We start from the raw sequence: 16393 nt of genomic DNA, 5'->3' as shown, positions 1-16393 counted from the left end.
ACCCTTACATGGAGCTGTGCCAGCCTGGCACTGCGGCATCGAGCGCAGCGAGTCGCCAGTCCAGCAGGCGGCACTCTGCACGTCGCTGGTGTTGCGTATGAATCCACACGCCTAGGGCATGCTCATGCTCGCTGCTGTGCCGTTTGTAACGAGGCATGCGCCCTGTCTCAGCCACGAAGGCCACCAACTCCTCGAGACGTTGCCGCCATCGGTCGTCAAGAATCGTCTGGGGTGCCGTCCCCTCCCAGCCCGGAATCATGTCCATGAGAGTGACCTTGATGGCGGACAAGGCTCCGCTGCGGTGCGTAGCGCGCTGGGAGTCGAGCCAAGCGACGAGTTTATGTTCGGCTGCCACGTCGTCGTCGATCGGGAGTCTGCCGTTCAACTTGTAGAATTCCTGGGCCGCTTTGTAGCAATGCTGCCAACGTGTGGTCGGCCAGTCTGGACCGCGGGCCAATCGTGCGGCTTCATGGACGGCACGCAGTCTCGCGCCCGCATCCTCACGGACTTGCAGGTGACGGTGGACGGTGGAACGGGCTCGGCCGGTAAAGTCCGCGATCTCCTGAACGGTCATCCCGGACGTGTACATTCGATCCCACGCCGGGTGAAGTGAAAACGACTGTGGCGACATGGACCCACCCTAAAGTACAAGACGGGCTTTGTCAGCGGCCGTGCCAGTCGCTGCGCTCCACCCGATTGATCAGTCCGGCCGGGAACCATTCAAAGTGTTGCTTGCCAGCGTCGTCTCGCCAGCCAATCAGTCCGTATGACCTGGTCCATGCGTAGGCGCATCCATACATCTCGTTTACTTTCACGAGTGGGGTGTTCCAGACCGAGAAACGGTGAGTTGGCCCATCCGTTGGCTTGGGGTGTCTTTCCTCGGCGTCGATGATGGCCATGAGGATTGCATTGTTTTCAGGATCGAACTTATTCACGAGAAAAGTATGCACGAAGGTTCTGACATAGATACAGTGTCCGAAGGCTGGCCTATCCTTAGATCATGATCATCACAGCAACCTTGGAGACCATCGAGACCGGTGAGCTCGAGACCACAACCGTCGAATGCCAGGACTACACTTCCGGCTTCGAACAGCTGCGCCGCATGCTGCCGGAAGGTGTCCGTCTACTGAGCGTTCTTCCACAGCGATAGTCCCGCCGCCCGAGCCCACTTTCGATCGAGATAGATGGGCATTGCTCCACCAACGCCACCGATCCTGCATAGCGCGTTCCCTTGCCGACCATCTTGTCCGCGCGCCCCGCCCGAATGACCCCGGCCAAGGAACTTCACACGTCTGGCATCCAAGGACCTGCCCGTGACAGAAAGTGTCACGGGCAGTCATGGTGACCACGGCCCCAGCGGCCATGAATCTGTATGTCAACGCAAATGTGCCTCGAATGCCAAACCCAGTTTGAACCACAGCGGCCCACCCAGCTGTACTGCTCGGCCAGGTGCTCGGGACGCTCCCGACAACGCCGTCACCGAGACACGGAACGTGCCACGGAACGATCGACTACCCAAACGCTTGTCTCAATTGAACGCGCCAGCGGGAACGCACGCCTGCTCAACGCGGAGAAGAACTACAGGCGCAGCCTGCAATCTGGAACGTCCGTGGTCCTGTCCAAGTCCCAGGAGACCATCCTGGACAGGGAAAGAGTCATCGACCATCAACGGGCCCAGCTGCAGCAGTTAGCCACCAAGTACTTTGACCAGTCCGGCCAACTCGCAGAAGCCAAGGCCGAATGCGTCGAGCTGAAGCTGGAGGTCTCGCGAATCCTGAAGGACAGGCGCGCTGACCAACAGGATCTGATGCAGATCGCCGTTGGCATGCTCCAGCTCACCGACCATCTCGGCATCCCCCTCGACCGTCCCACCGCCGAGGTCTTCCGCCGTCGCGGCTGGAACACGAAAATCCCGGCCGACTCCCGATGACCGTCTCCATCGCCCGCCTGACGGCGAATAGTGGCGTCAAGTATCTGTTGAAGACCACCATGCACGACGACGTCCCCCTCACCTCAGGCGATGCCACCGGCTACTACATGAAGGCCGGCACTCCCCCAGGTCGCTGGCTCGGCAGAGGCCTGGCTGGAATAGGCCGCGAAAGGATGGACCCCGTCACCAATGACGACGCCAGCAGCGTATTTACCGACGCCGACCACCCTGACACTCACCAACCGCTGGGCCGTCACCACGGCGAAACCACCATCGCCCACCGCAACGGCGAGGAAATCCAGCGCGTCGCCGTTGCTGGATTCGACCTGACCTTCAGCGTCCCAAAATCCGTTTCCGTCTTGTGGGCGCTGGCCACACGAGAAGTCCAACAGCAGGTCCTCGCAGCCCACCACGACGCCGTCAACGAGGTCCTCGGATGGCTCGAGGAATCTGCCATCCACACACGGACCGGTCGTGGTGGTGTCGCCCACGTTGCCACAAAGGGCGCAGTCGCCGCCGCCTTCGACCACTGGGAGTCCCGCGCCCGCGATCCCCAACTCCACACGCACGTTGTCATCGCCAACCGGGTGCAACGCGCAACCGACGGCGTCTGGTCCACCCTGGATTCGAGAACCCTCTACAAGGCCACTGTGGCGGCCAGCGAACACTACAACGGCCTACTCTTTGACCGTCTGCAGGAAAGGCTGGGAGCAGTGCCGGGCTTTCGTCCGCCCACTAACCGCGTGCGCAATCCGCGCCACGAACTCATAGGCGTGGATGACTCCCTCATTCACGAGTTCTCCAACCGGTCCCGGCGCATCGATGAGGAGAAGGACCGGCTCATCAATATCTGGACGCAGGAACACGGCAGGGAGCCCTCCACCACCGTGATCGTCAAGCTGCGCCAGCAGGCCACGCTGTCCACCAGACAGTCCAAGGACAAGGACCCCCTGCCGCTCAACGATCTTGCCACAGGCTGGCAGTCCCGAGCCCAGCGGCTCGGCTTTGAGCCCGCCCAGGTCATTCGCCACATCATCGACCGCTCCCACGAACGCCCCGTCACCGCCGCCGACCTCACCGAACCGTGGATTACCGCAGCTGCCGCCGCGGCGCGGCAGGCAGTGGCGCATCGCCGCGCCACATGGAACCGCTGGAACCTTCTGGCCGAGGCAGAACGCATCTGCGCCGAGATTCGGTGCGCCTCCCCCGCCGACCGCCGCCACATGATCGACGCCGTCACCACCGCCGCCGAGTCCCAGTGCGTCGCGCTCAACGCCTACCGCTACAAGGTCCCGCTCAATGCCGGCAATGACATCGCCTTCGCCGGCCACGCCGTCTTCGAGTTCCACGGCGCCCGCCTGTACACAGACGCCGGCATCCTCACTAATGAGCAGCTGGTCATGGACACCCTGAACGACGACGGCGGACCCGCCATCGCGCCCCACCTCACCAACATATTCCTCACCCAAGACAGCAAAGAACTCGGCCAGTTGACGCTTGCGCCGGACCAAAGCGCGGCAGCGCACGAGGTGCTTTCCAGCGGCAGGTTCCTGGACGCCGTCGTCGGTCCGGCAGGGTCAGGCAAGACCACCACCATGGCCGCCATCCGCGACGGCTGGGAGAAAGCGTACGGTGCGGACAGCGTCGTCGGACTTGCGCCGGCAGCTGCGAGCGCGGAGGTGCTGGGTCGGAAGCTGGGTTTGGCGGCTGAGAATGTGGCGAAGTGGTTGTATGAGACGGTGGGCCAGGGTGCTGCGCATCGGGCGGAGCAGTTTCGGGATTTGGAGGCTGGTGGTTCGCAATTGTGGTGGCAGCGGGTCAGGACGGCGCAGCGGATGGCTGCTTTGGTTCTGCGGCAGGAGCAGTGGAGTTTTCGGCGCAATCAGTTGGTGATTGTTGATGAGGCGTCGATGGTTTCGACCGTGCAGTTGGCGGCGCTGGTCCATCAGGCACGTGATGCTGGTGCCAAGATCGTGCTGGTGGGTGATCCTGCGCAGTTGGATGCGATCGATGCTGGTGGGATCCTGGGGTGGTTGGATCGTCAGGGCAAGGCTGTTCAATTGACCAGTGTGCAGCGGTTCAGTCATGGGTGGGAGGGGCCGGCGTCGCTCCTGCTGCGGGTGGGTGACTTCGCGGCGATCCGTGAGTACGCGTTGCATGGGCGTTTTCGCCATGGTGAGTACACCGCGATGGTGGATCAGGCTTATGAGCGGTGGGCCTCGGACATTCGTGCCGGGGTCTCGTCCATTCTCATTGCGCCGGACAATGAGACGGTCACTGTTCTCAATGAACGGGCCCATGCAGAGCTGGTGGACCAGGGCGCTGTTGATGCCGTGCGGACGGTGCTACTCAGTGACGGGCTCAGTGCTGGCCGGGGTGACACCATCATTGCCCGCAAGAACGATCGACGTTTGACCGATGAATCCGGTGACTTCGTCCGCAATGGCACCCTCATCAAAATCACGGCTAAGCCCGGCAACGATGGTTCGGTGATGGGCCGGCGGCTCGACACCGGAAAGGGGATCCGGTTGAGCAGCGAATACCTCGCTGAGGCAACTGAGCTTGGATATGCGACGACTGCGCATCGTTCCCAAGGCGTCACCGTCGACACCGGTCACACGCTGCTGACCCAGGGATGTCTGACGCGCGAACTGTTCTATGTTGGCATGACGCGCGGGCGGGACAGCAACACCGCCTACGTCTGCGAATCCAGTCCGGCCCACGACGATGAGCTGCGCGAGGTGCCTGAATCGTCCTGGTTGGAAATCATGGGTGAGGTCTTGGCCGCTCAGGGGGCCGAGCGGACAGCTCACGAAGTCTATGAAGAGGAACAAAGGAACCTTCATTCTCTTCACCACCTCGCAGCTGAGTACGACTATCTCGCGCAGATTGCCGCGGCAGATGACTTGCGTGCCGCCGTCGAAGGTGTCCGACCGGGTATTGCGAGCAGTCTGGAGTGCTCGCTCTCGTGGGGTGCCGGTGTCGCGGCGTGGAGACGCGCCTCGGCGCATGAGCCACTTGCGGCCGCTGCGACGTTGAAACACGCCATTCGGCGCCCGGGCGACGCCAAGGACGTCATGGCCATCCTGCATTCACGGCTCCGCCTCATCGGTGGCGGCAAGTCGTCTGGCACAGGTGACTTGTTGCAGGAGGACATCAACAGTAGCAGGGCAGATCTGGCAGACATGATTGCCCAAGTCCGCAGTCTCGCTGCACTCCGGGTTGACGAGCTGAAAGTGCTGGCCCTGTCTGGTACCGCCACGTGGACAAGGGAGCTGGCAGATTCGCTTCCCGACGGCATCACGGCGATTGATCGAAACACGCTGGTTGAACGTATTGCCATATACCGGGACCGCTGGCTTATCAAGGAGGACCCGGAACCGTTGGGACAGCCTCCTGCCGACTACGAATGGGAACGCGCCAACGACCGAGGACAACTCGAAGCTGAACTTGCTCACCTGCAGAGCACAACAGCCACCAGCAATGGAGCGGAAATCAAGACGGTTCATATCGCCGCTGCCCTTACCAATGTCGGATGGGAAATTTAGAATGAAGTCAGAGGAGGGCACGATGGACACCAACCCAATGATCCGGCCACAACTCAGCGGTGGGTTCCTCATCGCGATGACTGTCATTACTGGAGTTGTTCTGCTTTGCCTATTCGCCACAGTTGCTCTCACATGGCCACCTCCAACCAGTGTGTGGATCATGCTGGCCGTCACTGCCGTCGCCGCAGGGGTCATCGCTTGGCGCTGGTCATTACGGGTTCAGCAAAGGCGACAATGGCAGCAGTTCTCCGACAGGCAGTGGGAATACTTGGCCCGGATCAAAGGTGAACATGAAGCTACGGCCGAAATCACCGTCCTCAGTTTCGAAGAAATCCAACCAACTGGTTCTTGGGCAACCATCCGCTGGAACAAATTTGGTTACGTTCAACCAGCCTGGATCGAGAACGGAACCTTTGCCATCTGGCCAGATTCCGTCCTGCTCATCCGGCCTGATCCGACGCAAATCCAGGTTGGCGCACCTTGGCCACTAACTTACTACCTCCGATCGCATGCCTGCTTGGCGATAGCGCCGATAGCCACTCCTTGATTCGGCTGGGAACAACCCTATAGACGGAATACGGGAGTCAATCAGGTCAAGGCTCACGTGGTCTCAGTCCATACCAAAGTGGAGCCAGATTCGAGCACACGTGGACTGTCCGCCCTCGGCGACCCGGCCCTCCTTGGGCTACCAAAAGCTCTGCCCTAAAACTTAACACCACCAGAGCATCATGCCGAGGCCCGAGGTCCAAAAACCTCGTCGACTGAGTCTGTAAGTTTAGTCAACTTCACTCGACGAAATCCGCTGCGGAAGGTCCTCCCTACCGTTCCCAACTGAATTCTCACGCACAATATCGCCGAGGCGATCACTAATTACAACATGTCGTGACGGAGTATTCCATCGATAGAGCATGTCAAGAATTGGGCATTTCGGCGGAATCCTGCAATCGTCACAAAAGGCGAAACATGATAGCTCCTACTTGAGCGACTCAAGCAATACACGCAAGTCATCAGCAATGAATGATGTCAAGCCCGCAGGGATGAAGTTCCCGAAGCCGGCGATCTTGTCAAGTCGTGACCTACTCGCGGCTGCTCTGATGCAGCCAATCATGGATTTTCCGAGTACACCAAACTGAGGACCTTCAGCCGCTACTTCCTCGAGCACCTCCACATCACCAAATTGCGGGAGCTTTCCATCATCATTCAGCTTGTTCAGTGCGTCCCTCCGCTTGTTCCGTCTCTTAGTTGTCGCCTCCTCGTCCTTGTTGGCTTCCCTGATCGCAGATTCGAGCAATAGAGTAGCTTCGCCCACCGATATCCCAAAATGGGCGGAGATGGCTTCAGGGGTCGCCCAGTACGCTTCTATATCCGAATACCTTGTAGCCCAGATTCGATGACCATGAGCTTCGTAAGGCTTAGCTAGCTTTGAAATTTCTTCAGGCATCAAAAAATCACGATCTCGGTGTATTACGAGGCGCATGCCATTACCTAGAAGGACTTTAAGCCCGTCAAGTACCTCAGCCTGCGGAAGCTTACCTGTTCCATGGAATGGCCAAATAGCGGTGACTCGTTCAAGCTCCGGCCATTGAGACAACAGCGAGCGGAGCATACCGGTTTTTGAGTCCTCAGTAAGGAGAATAATCTTGCGATCGAGGAGCCCCCATCCCATCTGTTGGCGGGCGTTAGCGTCCCCACTCGGCTCGACCTCCCCGCCCTTCATCCAGATCACCTTGGAGTCAAGGGGGAGGGCCCTAACGATTGACGGGCTGTGTGTAGTCATGAGAACTTGGGAACCAAACTCTTGAGCGACTTCGCTTAGTACCTCGACCAAGCGCTCTTGAGCAATTGGATAGAGGTGAGCATCAGGCTCATCAACCAGTAGTAGAAGTGGCTGAAAATAGACAAGATAGCAGAAAATCTGAAGCACCTGGAGGTAGCCAATTCCGGCAAGTTCAAGTGGCCGAAAGGACTTATCTCCCGAGGAGCCCATCTCGCCTACCCTAAAAGATGCGATCACGTGAGAATGGAGATCGTCGTCAAACTCAACCTTGAGCGCAAAATCTCCCATGACTCGCGCCACAAGTTCCGAGACGAATTCGAGCCCATTTTTCCCGCCTATCGTCTCTCTCCGCAGGAGATCCAGCATGTTACGGAGTACCGTGTTCGCGTCGCCTGCTGCAGCAGATCTGTGCACAATCTGTTTCGAACGTTTCTCCTCAACAAGCGGGATCCCGGCCACCCCAGGGATATAAGCGCTAATTTCGCGCTTTCGATCCCTGATTAGGCCAACAATCTGGTTTCCGGTAGGGACGTGGACAGAAATTCCCTCATTTCGAGCAGACTTGAGCCACATATCAGCCTGGACTTCCGCGCCATTACCATCAATGGCGACCACGACCAGATCCAGCTGAGGGTTATTCTTGAAGTTACCGTAGTCGCTGCCATGACCCGCACTTTTATACTCCTGCGAGGGCATATAGATGGCATCTCTCTCTGAGAGAGTCGACGCTTCCCCAGCAGCTCTGGGTTTCACAGCCGGATTACGACCAGATTGAAACATCCAGTGCAACGCCTGTAATACACTGCTTTTACCCGACCCGTTTGTTCCAACTAAAACGTTGAAATTCGGATGAAGGTCTAGTTTGGCACGCTTGATCGCCTTGAAATTTGCTATTTCGATCGACTTGATTTTCATCTGAATATTTCCTATCCCCTTATCCCACCATTTGAGGAGCTACTTCCATCGCTATCATGCCGAATCTCGCGAATATAAGTGATGCCAAAGGCAGCTACTTGACGGAATTCCTGCTTGTGGAAGCTGAGATCATAATGACTATTGGAGCCCTTCTGGAAAATATCGAGACCTCGTCCAAGCAATATCTTCCATCCGTTATCGGCTCGGATCGATCGATCATGAATCGTCTCATCCCATGCAACATTAAATTTGATACCAAAAGCTGCCGCACTGCCCTGAATATAGTCCAGCATGAGTAGTTGACGATGTTCCGGGTCAGAAGTGTCCTCTTTTGTCACAAGAGTCACCGAAATCTCTTCTGCAGGTTCCTTCTTCACCGCAAGTAACGCCAGCAGATCCACTAAGTTTCGGCCCTGGTGTGGGAGCCGGATATACGGGTCAATAATCGAAATCTCGGACGACCCTTGCAAATATGGCAAAAGCAGTGTGTCGTAGGAGATACCACGCTGATTCTCCTGGAATTCGAGATGCCCCTCTCGTAAACTCTCCGCTGCAGGTACACCCAACGACGCTTTAGGGACCTTTGTCGGCGAGGCAAGGCTGGCCAATTCATTCGCAGTTGCCGCGTCCCCATCTATTTCGCTTTGTTGGGTCCGGTAGTAGTTGGGGAACTCGTCCTCTTCCAAAGTCGTGACAGGGCGCCAGCCAGCAACTTTGTCGGCATATCCGAACTTTACGCCTGGCATCGTCTTGTCCATACGAAGGATCTGGTCTTTGACCCGCTTGCGACCTTCAACCGCGAGGCGTAGGATCTCTTCGATCTCATCGGGGCCGGCCTTCTCATGTGGGTAAAGCAATTTCATCAACCCCGAGAAGGTCTTGTGGATGCCGTCGCGGTCGCGGGTCGAAATGTCGGATCCGAGAGTGAAGTACTTTTGATAGCGGTCCGAATAGTCCAAGTTACGCATCGACTTCAGCACCTCAGCAATATAGTCAACTACGAACCCATAGCCGTCGGAGAACATCTCGCTGCGGATCGGCTCAACTTCCCAACCCGGTATGTAGAAGTGGAGGCGATCGAGGAAAGCGGGGTCGTGGTAACTCTCCGGCAATTCATCGAAGAGGTCTGAATGCTTGAGCATGTATGGAACTGTGTGCGACGTGTTGCCGACGAACACCATGGATGCCTCGGCACCGAGCGTCTCCACGCCACGGGAGAACGACTTGTTCGCCATATAGTTCTTCATGATGTCGACCAGCGCTTTGTCGGTGCGCTTCTTCTTGCCCGCGAACTCGTCAAACGCAACAACGTCCCAGTACCCGACGAGACCGAGGCGTCCGTTCGCGTTGTTCACGAACAGCTTCGGTACGGTAACTTCTCCACCTGATATGAGCATGCCGTGGGGTGAGAACTCCGAGTAGATGTGCGATTTGCCCGTGCCCTTGGGGCCCAGCTCAACAAGGTTGTAATTTCGCTCGACGAAAGGGATCAAGCGAACCAGCTGCAGCAGCTTCGCACGTCGACCAAACATCTCGGGGTCGAATCCGATCGACTGGATCAGTAGGTCGATCCACTCGTCGGTGGTGAACTCTGCCCGTGCGGCAAGGTAGCCGTCATAGTCGAAGTTCGACATCTGGATCGGCTTGAGCGATCCGAGGATCCACGGCGAGACTTTGGCATCATCGGAATGGAAATACTCAACGTCGCACAGGCACCAGACCCCGCCGACGAGCATTTTTTGGTGCGCGGTGACGGTAGCCGAATCGACGACGACGCTACTGATCCCGAGGTTTGCGAACGAGGCTTGGTAGACGTCGTCCTTCTCATTCAGTGTGACGCTGACCTTGTCGATGATTCGGTAGCGCCCGCGCTCCTTGATTTTTGACTTGACCAGTTCCGACTCGTTGCGATGCACATAGTGCTGGGCGAGGATGTCTCGGACGCGGTCGATGCCCGCTTGAATCGTCGCCTCGTCGTCGGATGCCGCGTACTGGCCAAGAAGGTATTCCAACACATACGACGGAACGATCGCGTTGCCCTTGACCGCCTTAACGAGGTCCTTGCGAACCACCGCCCCGGCGAAGTGCTCGTTAATCTTGCGATCCAGCTCGCTCGGCTGCGCACGCTCATCGGGCGCCTCAGCTGTGAAACGCTCCTCAGTGGGCATTGCTTGGGAAAGGTCGATATCGTCGCTCATCCGTAGTCCTTAGAAGTCGAAGTCAGAGGTGAAGGAGCGCTTGATCGTGTAGGGCGCGCTCTTGTACTTCTTCCAGGCCCCCGTATCGGAGATTGGCTGCTCCAAACGGAACTCCACAGTCTGGTTGTTGGCCGTTTCGGCATCTTTGCTCAGCAGCAGCCGCACGTTCTGGAACCGGTCGCGCCCCTCCGCGCTCTCGGTATCGAAGAGCAGCTCCGGCTGGTTCGAGATCAGCATGTCTCCAAAGTAAAGGCCTGCCCGCAGCTTCCGGGCAGTGCGCTGATCTGCAACCGGCATCGATTGGTATAGCTTCACCACGACCTGCCCGGTCGTGATCTTGTCGGCCTCTGGGTGGATGTCCACATTGACCGGCTCGACCGTGTCGGAGCGACCCTTGTTAATCGTGATCACCGGGATCACGATTTCCTGCAATGAGGCACCGCCGTGTACGAACTGGAACCCAGCGCCAGGCTTGATGATCCGGCAGATCGAATTCGGGATCTGGACTTCAAGATCACTTGCGAGTCCGATCTGCTCTGGCAAGAACTTTCGGAACGCCGGGTCATACTTAAGTCCACGCCCAAGCACATAGCGTCGGTTCTCGACCAAGATTGCGTCGCCCTGTGGCTTGACTGTGAGGTTGAATTGCGGTGCCAGTTTGCTCTCTTGGTAGAGGAACCCATGGTCGGCCGTAACGAAGATATTCGTCGCGTTCGCGCTGGCGAGCGCTTTCACGATCCCGACGAGTTCCTCAATCGCATCGGCGGCAGCCTTGAACGTACGGTGCTCGGAGACCGCCTTGTCACCGGTCGCATCGATGGTGTCGTGGTAAACGTAGAGCACCTGGTTGGCCCCGTAGAGGTCACGCCGTTCAGCGGGCTTCATCTTCAAGAAGTCCTTGGCCTGGATGGCGACCCCATCAACGGCGGCGAGGATCTTGCTCCGATTGCTCGTGCCATCCGAGCGCTGCCCATCCACCAGTACAGGGTCACCGTTTTCCGAGTGCGCAAGCGTCTTATGCGGTAACAGCGATGCCATCCCAAGCTGGGTATAGCTCGGGAGCACCCCGATCATCGCCTCGATCTCAGCTTCGAACTTGTTCTCACCACGAATGCGTGAGTGCAGCTCGTGGGCGACCTCGTATCGCATGGCATCCGAGACCACCACGACTGCCTTTTTCCGGCCACCGCGCACGATCGGCGCAACGTATTGGCTGTAGAACGAACTTTGCGACGTAACCGAGGGCGTCCTCCACCGCTCCACCACATCTACCTGACTCTGCCAACTCGTGCCTAGCTTGAACAAAAAATCGGTAACGTACGCGTTCTCAACCCGCTCGGTCAGCACCTCGAGCGGCTGCTTGAACTCCGCCGTCTGCGCCGCGTATGTGTACTGGCGGTACAGCTGATCAATCCGATAAAGGTCATCGCGGTATCTAATGATGCCCTCATCGAAGCTGGACACATCGAGCCGCGCGGATCTGATCGCCGGGATCAGCTCCGCCGCAGCACCGAGCGCGGCATACAGTCTTGCGTAATCTTCGAACCACACGCTGTCTCGGCGCCGAGTCCGGATCGTCTCAGTGATGTCGCGAGCTGGCATTGTCTGGGCAGAGACACCGTCGATCAGCCGACGGATGATCTCCTTCTCGCCCGCATCGAAGGTGTCCGTGGCGACAAGATCACTCAGCGACGCCGAGGATAATTCGTCGGCGTAGTCAAGGTCCCTCTCAGCCTGCTTGGCAAGCGTCTTCAACGCGTGGGTGCTCTGTCGGTTGTCGCGAAAACTGCGGAAGTCAATCTCTAGGTTGCGTGCCGCGGTCGACGTCGACGCGGCAAAGCCAATCTTAGCGTGCTTGAACATCCAGAGGACAAAGCCGGCCATGCTCGGCGAATCAGATTCGAAGCCGTAGATCTTCACCGCCCCACCCCAATGGAAGTTCGCGAGGCTCTGCTCGACGAGCGCGTCGTAGCCTGAATGCTCGTCGCTTGCGTGCTGGATCAGCAACGTGCGGGTGAGTTCCGAGAAACTGTGTTCCCTCTGCCCGAGCACGACGGCGCACATTTTGGCCTGCACTGTGACAAGGTCTTCTCCGTCGCGGAGCAGGGCTTTGAGCCTGCCTACCGATTTGGCATTACCGAAGAACGTCTTGTGAGCAGCGATCAGCTCGTCAGCACCGGGCGCGGTGATACCGAGATCTGCCCGCATCAACGCACCCCGGTCGGCGCTGAAAACGCCGTATGCCAACTCCAAGTCGAGCAACCAGTTGTCTACCCCCTCGGGCACGGCACCAGAGCGATAGAGCAAGAACTTCGCTGAAGGCTCTTCCTGCAGCACCCGGTACTTAATCGCAAACTCGTCGTTCGAGATGCGCAACGCTGTCACAGCGTGCGGAGTCTGAGCGTCGAGGTCATCGGCGTAGCTGCCGTCCGGGTCGCGCCAGATCACCAGCCTGTGCCGATCGAACCGCGCGGCAATGTGTTCCTTAATCGAAAGTACTTTGATCACTCTGTACCCTCCAGCCCAGCAATATTCTTCAGCGCAGGGTAGAACTTCGGGTAGTTCGCCTTCACGCCGTCGTCAAGGTCGATCACGATCTGCTGCGTAGCCAGCGGATAGAGCACGTCGTGCTCGTACTCCGCCAACTCAACGAGCACTTTGCGAAGCCGGTCAACTTCCTTCTGTTCCTTCGCCGACGCACTGCCCACTGCAGCCCGTTCAGCGTTGGCAAGCGCAACCTCCAACTTGGCGCGATACTCCCGCAGGTACTCGTTCAGCACCGTCGACACCGTCGAGGGTGTGTAACGGTGCATGTAGATCAGCGCGTTGAAAGACCCTCTCGGGCTAGAGAACATCCAGTAGATTGGGCGTTTCTTATAGCGCTGCACGTGGTCGTCGTAGAACTTCGACCGGCCAGCCCTCGTGATGAAGTAGTCACGCAGCATCTTCACACCGAGAGAATCCTCGACGAAGCGCAGATTCTCCTCGAAGTGCTCGGCACCGAACGCTGCCCTGAGGAACTGGCGGAAGCACTCCACGATGTCGTCTTCAAACCAGCCGTCGTCGACGAATGGGATCACGTTGTCGGCGTCCGGCACGAATGTAGGCAACGACACCTTCGCGAGGTAGTCCTGAAGCGTCTCGCCTTGATCTGCGAGGATCAGGCCGGGCTCATCAAGGCTGTAGCGGCCAAACATACAACCCACGGCGTATGAAACAAGTTCGGACGCGACATCGGCGCGCTCCAGCGCCGCATACTCAAATGCAGTCTTGCCGCGGCCGTACCGGAACTCAACATTGCGAGTCAGAGACACCCGATGCAATGGCAGGTCAACCGCGACTTCTTCAGAGAGCCCGTAGGACTCCGCGACAATCCGATTGTTCTCGACCTCGCGTTCAGCCTGCTCCCTCGCAACGCTGGCCCGACGGGCAGACCATCTCGGCAATAGCTCGGTGAGCTTCACCGACGCGCCTGCCCCGCTGGACACCAACCACGACGGCGCGCCAAACCCCCAGGACGTCTCAAAATCGTCCCAATCCTTGCGCGACACAGACACAAGCTCCGCTATTCGGGGGCCATCCAACAATAAAGATTCGGAGGTACGGCCCGGAGCGGGAGTCGACATCACGGTGCCAAGTTTGAAGTCGAGGGCAGGTGCAAGGACTTTGAGGAACTCAGCACCCGTCGACGAGTTAAGGATCGAGAGCAGCGCCTCAATCTGTGCACGTCCCGCCGCATACGCCATTGGCGCCTTAGCATCGAACATGAACCCCTCCGGTACTAGTCGACCGGAGAAGCCGCCACTACTCAAACCAGTCCAAGTAAACCCTGGTAAGAACGCAAACTCACCATTGTAGTTGTGGCTCCGCACACGGCCTGTTGCAGGATCGACATTCTGACGTTGCCTTGCACCGTCGTGCTCCCAGTCGACCACATACTCGTGGTTGCCCCACCAAAGCCGGTATTCTCCACCCTTGAGATAGGGAAACCAACGACGGTCTGTCGCGACCGAGTCCGTCGCCCATCCACCTGCCGCTGATGAGCCAACTTCGTACCACCTGCGCAGAAACCTGTCATTGTCTCCTGTTGTCAGCCCTTCGCGCGTCGGCACGAACTCCGCGAGCGATGAACCGCGAGAAAAGGCCATAAGCATTGCATCGGAGAGCCAGAAGGCAATGGGCGCCCCTGGAAGGCCGCGAAGGTCCGACTGGCGCCTCTCGTACCTAGAGTAGCCACGATCAAGAAAGAGAGACTCAATCGTTTCAACAGAGCGGACATCCACGTGATTATCGAAGAGCTTGCGATACGTGCCGCGCTCTTCGCCTGACGGGCGGGCGTTGCGAACCACGAAGCCGACTGAGCCAAAGTCGGACCCGAACACACCTCGGCCAAACTGGACGAGTGAGTCGATTGTCTGGTCGGACAGCAGCCAAGTTCGGAGTTTCGTGTAGCTCGTTGCCGCCAGCCAGGCTGGCAAATTGATGATCGCCCAATAGCCTCCCGATACCGTGAGCGTGCTTGCGCGCTCCATGAACATTGTCATGAGGTCGAGTTTGGTCGTCGGGTACAAATCCTTGGCGAACCGTATAAGTCGCGCGTCCATGTTTTTGCTGCCCATGTACGGCGGGTTTGCAGTGACGACAGAGTATCTGCGGCTCAGAGCCGCAGCCTGCGCTATGACGTTTCGTGCCCGCGCCAGCATGTCGGCGTAGAGCGTTTCCTCATGGTCCTGTAATCCGGTCAAGACCGCGGCTGACTGCTTCGTTGCAGAAGCGTCAGGCTGGATCAGCGAACCCAGCGTGTCGGCGTCCCGGAACTGGTTCCAGAAGGCCTCCTCCGTGTCGCGATCCCCACCACTGGTCGCAAGGATGTCCAGCTCATCAGGCTCGAACGAGATCGGCTCGATCATGCAGATCTTCGGTTCGACTTCCTTGCTGAAGAAGCGGCGATCCTGGGCCCGGGCCTTCATGGTCAATGCAAAGGCGGCTAGTGCTCGGGCGCGGGGGTCGATCTCGGCGCCATGGAGGTTATGGGTGAGGATCAGGGTCGGGATCTCGGAGGGCCCGTAGCCCTCTTCTGCATAGATCGCAGAGAGCAGGTCGAAGGCGTAGGTGAGCATGTGACCCGATCCGCAGGCGGGGTCGATCAGGGTCAGTTCTTCAGGCCCGTTGATCTTCAGAAATTCAGTCCCTTCGTCAACAGGGGCGATGTAGTAGTGCATCTTGTCAATGAGACTTGATGCCGGACGGTTGAGCATCCATAGGCGGCCGAGAGAGTTTTCGACGAGATAGCGGACGATCCAGTGCGGGGTGAAGAGCTGTGTGGCGGCGGGGATCTCGTCGGATCCGGCCTTCTTGTTCTTCTTGAACCCGGCAAAAACTTCATCCTTCCGCTCGGAGATGTAGAACTGGTAGAGCCAGCCGATCACTTCGACGTCATCGCAGACGTCTTCCTTGAGCACCTCGCGGGCTCGAGCAAGGATCGCGCCGTCGGCGAGCAGGTTCGCGGGCACAAGCAGCTCGGTGTAGTCGCCCTCACGTTCGAACATGAACGGCATCGACTTGTGCCAGTAGCGGCAGTATTCAGTGAGGAGCAGGGCGTAGGCCTCACCCTCGGCGTCGGTGCTACGACGTGTGCCGTCGAGGAGGCCGATGATAGCGTTGGCCGTGCGCCTTTTCGTCACGACGTCGGTGTCAAGGTTGCCGCGCTTGGCGTCGGAGAGAATCTCAGGCTGCCCGTGTGCCTGCCCTTGAGCGGGTGAGACGACTGCGGCGTCGGTATAGCCGCGGGCATCCATGAAGCGCAGTGCAATGATGCGGTTGAACCAGATGTAAGCGACTTTGTCGACGACCTGCTGGCGGCCGTGACTTGCGATCTCCTTTTCGAGTTTCTTGATGACTTCGGCTCGTTCGCTGCGTGCGACAGATCCGATTGCGAGGACGGCGGTTGCTTGGGCATCTACGGCGTTGATGAGTTCGCGGCGGGCCCAGGTGGCGAAGCGCTCTAAGGGTTTGGTGTCCATAT

General features: G+C 58.4%; 10 protein-coding genes. 4 read left to right on the top strand and 6 right to left on the bottom strand.

Features of this window, described 5'->3' with window-relative positions:
• Positions 1-4 precede the first annotated feature (4 nt).
• Entirely contained in the window at positions 5-631 is a 627-nt protein-coding gene (locus ACP7B9_RS15260) for a Helicase associated domain protein (RefSeq protein ID WP_425864747.1), read from the bottom strand.
• Between the two features lie 31 nt (positions 632-662).
• Complete coding sequence (locus tag ACP7B9_RS15255; protein ID WP_425864746.1) at positions 663-935, bottom strand: hypothetical protein; 273 nt, start codon at positions 933-935, stop codon at positions 663-665.
• 65 nt (positions 936-1000) lie between these two features.
• On the opposite strand from ACP7B9_RS15255, the gene ACP7B9_RS15250 reads away from it, so the two are divergent.
• The 4 genes from ACP7B9_RS15250 to ACP7B9_RS15235 all read left to right on the top strand — a co-directional run bounded on the left by ACP7B9_RS15250 (position 1001) and on the right by ACP7B9_RS15235 (position 6025).
• On the top strand, positions 1001-1150 hold the full coding sequence (locus ACP7B9_RS15250) for a hypothetical protein (protein WP_425864745.1): 150 nt from the start codon (positions 1001-1003) through the stop codon (positions 1148-1150).
• Positions 1151-1372: 222 nt separating this feature from the next.
• The gene (locus ACP7B9_RS15245; RefSeq protein ID WP_425864743.1) at positions 1373-1930 is read left to right on the top strand and encodes a hypothetical protein; all 558 of its coding nucleotides are present in this window, start codon (positions 1373-1375) and stop codon (positions 1928-1930) included.
• Entirely contained in the window at positions 1927-5478 is a 3552-nt protein-coding gene (gene mobF, locus ACP7B9_RS15240; protein WP_425864742.1) for a MobF family relaxase, read from the top strand. The genes ACP7B9_RS15245 and mobF overlap by 4 nt, the downstream gene beginning before the upstream one ends.
• Before the next feature lie 22 nt (positions 5479-5500).
• Entirely contained in the window at positions 5501-6025 is a 525-nt protein-coding gene (locus tag ACP7B9_RS15235; protein ID WP_425864740.1) for a hypothetical protein, read from the top strand.
• A gap of 426 nt (positions 6026-6451) precedes the next feature.
• Here ACP7B9_RS15235 and ACP7B9_RS15230 read toward each other — a convergent pair whose 3' ends face one another.
• From ACP7B9_RS15230 to pglX, 4 genes are read right to left on the bottom strand one after another with little or no spacing between them, the layout of a single operon-like run.
• A complete protein-coding gene (locus ACP7B9_RS15230; RefSeq protein ID WP_425864738.1) occupies positions 6452-8170 on the bottom strand; it encodes an ATP-dependent nuclease in 1719 nt (572 codons plus the stop codon).
• 11 nt (positions 8171-8181) lie between these two features.
• The gene (gene brxL, locus ACP7B9_RS15225; protein WP_425864737.1) at positions 8182-10368 is read right to left on the bottom strand and encodes a BREX system Lon protease-like protein BrxL; all 2187 of its coding nucleotides are present in this window, start codon (positions 10366-10368) and stop codon (positions 8182-8184) included.
• 9 nt (positions 10369-10377) lie between these two features.
• Positions 10378-12876 carry a BREX-1 system phosphatase PglZ type A gene (gene pglZ / locus ACP7B9_RS15220; RefSeq protein ID WP_425864735.1) on the bottom strand — a complete coding sequence of 833 codons (2499 nt, stop codon included), beginning with the start codon at positions 12874-12876 and terminating at the stop codon, positions 10378-10380.
• On the bottom strand, positions 12873-16391 hold the full coding sequence (gene pglX, locus ACP7B9_RS15215) for a BREX-1 system adenine-specific DNA-methyltransferase PglX (protein WP_425864734.1): 3519 nt from the start codon (positions 16389-16391) through the stop codon (positions 12873-12875). Before pglX ends, pglZ begins: the two co-directional genes overlap by 4 nt.
• Between the last annotated feature and the right edge of the window lie 2 nt (positions 16392-16393).

Source organism: Arthrobacter sp. TWP1-1 (assembly GCF_049897845.1).
Lineage (GTDB): Bacteria > Actinomycetota > Actinomycetes > Actinomycetales > Micrococcaceae > Specibacter.
Note: the sequence above shows the minus strand (reverse complement) of the source record. Positions and strands in the feature narration are given on the sequence as shown.

Excerpts from the sequence above, each read along its gene's own strand:
- ACP7B9_RS15260 (WP_425864747.1), bottom strand. The coding sequence starts at position 631 with ATGTCGCCACAGTCGTTTTCACTTCACCCGGCGTGGGATCGAATGTAC.
- ACP7B9_RS15250 (WP_425864745.1), top strand. The coding sequence starts at position 1,001 with ATGATCATCACAGCAACCTTGGAGACCATCGAGACCGGTGAGCTCGAG.
- ACP7B9_RS15245 (WP_425864743.1), top strand. The coding sequence starts at position 1,373 with ATGTCAACGCAAATGTGCCTCGAATGCCAAACCCAGTTTGAACCACAG.
- mobF (WP_425864742.1), top strand. The coding sequence starts at position 1,927 with ATGACCGTCTCCATCGCCCGCCTGACGGCGAATAGTGGCGTCAAGTAT.
- ACP7B9_RS15235 (WP_425864740.1), top strand. The coding sequence starts at position 5,501 with ATGGACACCAACCCAATGATCCGGCCACAACTCAGCGGTGGGTTCCTC.
- ACP7B9_RS15230 (WP_425864738.1), bottom strand. The coding sequence starts at position 8,170 with ATGAAAATCAAGTCGATCGAAATAGCAAATTTCAAGGCGATCAAGCGT.
- brxL (WP_425864737.1), bottom strand. The coding sequence starts at position 10,368 with ATGAGCGACGATATCGACCTTTCCCAAGCAATGCCCACTGAGGAGCGT.
- pglX (WP_425864734.1), bottom strand. The coding sequence starts at position 16,391 with ATGGACACCAAACCCTTAGAGCGCTTCGCCACCTGGGCCCGCCGCGAA.